At 62.4% G+C, this 1,974-nt stretch carries 2 protein-coding genes; both read right to left on the bottom strand.

The window, feature by feature from the left end:
• Positions 1-131: 131 nt before the first annotated feature.
• Positions 132-899 carry a peptidoglycan-binding protein gene (locus EOA85_RS33910; protein ID WP_127212601.1) on the bottom strand — a complete coding sequence of 256 codons (768 nt, stop codon included), beginning with the start codon at positions 897-899 and terminating at the stop codon, positions 132-134.
• Positions 874-1,974 (bottom strand): HAMP domain-containing sensor histidine kinase (locus EOA85_RS33905; protein ID WP_164760082.1); only part of this gene is annotated, 1,101 nt, incomplete at its 5' end. The genes EOA85_RS33905 and EOA85_RS33910, both read right to left, overlap by 26 nt.

Here is a 1,974-nt window from a genome sequence, read left to right as displayed (position 1 = left end):
CGGCGCAGTAGGGCCGACACCCACAGATCGGTGGTTACGCGCATTACAAAACTCCGGACGAGATCCGGTCTGTTTAGCGAGGTTATCGCCAATCCGCGAGCGATCGCTTCGACTATTAGTTGGCCAAAGCCTCAGTTGGTCAGGCCGATCTCGCGCATCTTGATGTAGACGACCTCGTCGGGCTCGCCGGTCTCCGGCAGCCCGAACAGCGACTGGAACTCCTTGATCGCTGCCTTGGTGCGGGCCCCGACCACGCCATCGAGCTGCATGTCGTCATTGCCAAATGCCTTCAGCCCGGCCTGGATTTTGATGATGCGGGCATCGGGTGCCTGCGCCGGCGCATCTGCCGGCGCCGAAGCGGAGACGGGAATTGCGGCCATGTCGTCCGGACGAGGCGCCGGATGCGGCACGACCGTCGAGGCGGTTGGCGGGGCGCCCAGTTGATCGAGCAGAACGCTGTCGATCTCGCCGGAAGCGTTCAGCCCGACTTTCTGCTGATAGGCTTGTATGGCCTTACGCGTGTTGGGGCCGGAAATGCCGTCGACGGTGCCGGAATAGAAGTCCAGATCCTTCAATATGCCCTGGATCTGCTCGACGACCGGATCGCTCTTGATCGGAGCCGAGCCCGGCCGCACGATGTTGATGGTGGTTTCGGGTTCGTCGGCGCCGGCTCGAGGAAAGCCCTCGATGCTCCTGGTCGCGAAAAACGCGCCGGCATGAGGAAAAGGCTGATACCACAGGGCATTCGCCGAGACGTAGAACAGCGTCACCAGGAAGGCGGTCGAACCGCCGACCAGAACCGGATTGCGCGAGATCAGGCTGCCGACGGCAACCGCGCTACCTTGGAAGGCATTGCCACGGCGCTTGACCGCCTTAGGCTGTTTTGCGGAGCGAGCCATGCCTGTCCCCCTTCGTCTCCGCCTTGGCTGCAGGCATCGGCAGCACGCCGGGCTTGTCGCTCGAACGTCCCTTCGGTCCGTTCACCGGCAAGCTGATCGTGACCGTGGTGCCCTCGCCCGGCATGCTTTCGATCGACATCGTGCCCTCGTGCAGCGCCACAAGGCCCTTCACCAGCGACAGGCCGAGCCCGGTTCCCTCGAAGCGGCGCGTATAGTCGTTCTGGATCTGCATGAACGGCTTGCCGAGATTGGCAAAGTCTTCCTCGGCGATGCCGATACCGGTGTCCCTGATCCAGAAATGCAGTCGCGAGCCGATCCGCTTGGCGCCGACGACGACATCGCCGCCATCGGGCGTGAACTTGATGGCATTGGAGACTAGGTTGATGATTATCTGCTGCACGGCACGACGATCAGCGTTTATCTCGCCTGCATCCGGTGCGATCTGAGCTTGCAGATCGATGTTCTTTGCCTCTGCCTGCAGCCGCATCATCGACTGGCACATTTCGACGGCTTCCACGAAACGGAACGGTTCCGGCTCGGTTGCGTAGGCGCCGGCTTCGATCCTCGACACGTCGAGTATCGAGGTGACGACGGCAAGCAAATGCTGGCCGGACTCCTTGACCAGACCGACATATTCCTTCTGGCGCGGATCCTTGAAGGTGCCGAACATCTCATGCAGCAGCATGTCGGAAAAACCGATGATGGCGTTCAACGGCGTGCGAAGCTCGTGGCTGACGACCGCCAGAAACCGTCCCTTCGCCACTTCGGCAGACGCGGCCGTCTCTTTCGCAGCGGCAAGCTCTTCGCGCAAGCCGGCGAGTTCGTCGTTTTCGCGCAGGACGAGCGTGAAGACATCCTCATGCTCCACCCGCATCAGCTCAAGGGAAAACGGCCGGTAGTTGTCCGCCGTCGGGCCATCGCCGTTTTGCGGCAGCCGGACGCGAAGATCGAGCCGGCGCGCCGACGCGCCGTCGCGCATGTCGGCCAGCGCGCTGAGGTATGCGACGCGATCGGACAGATGGATACGGTCGAACAGGCCGTTACCGAACAGCAGTTCCGGCTGCAGCTTCAGGAT

The sequence above is a fragment of the Mesorhizobium sp. M5C.F.Ca.IN.020.29.1.1 genome (assembly GCF_003997375.1).
Taxonomy (GTDB): Bacteria; Pseudomonadota; Alphaproteobacteria; order Rhizobiales; family Rhizobiaceae; genus Mesorhizobium; species Mesorhizobium wenxiniae.
This window is presented reverse-complemented; position numbering and strand designations above follow the sequence as displayed.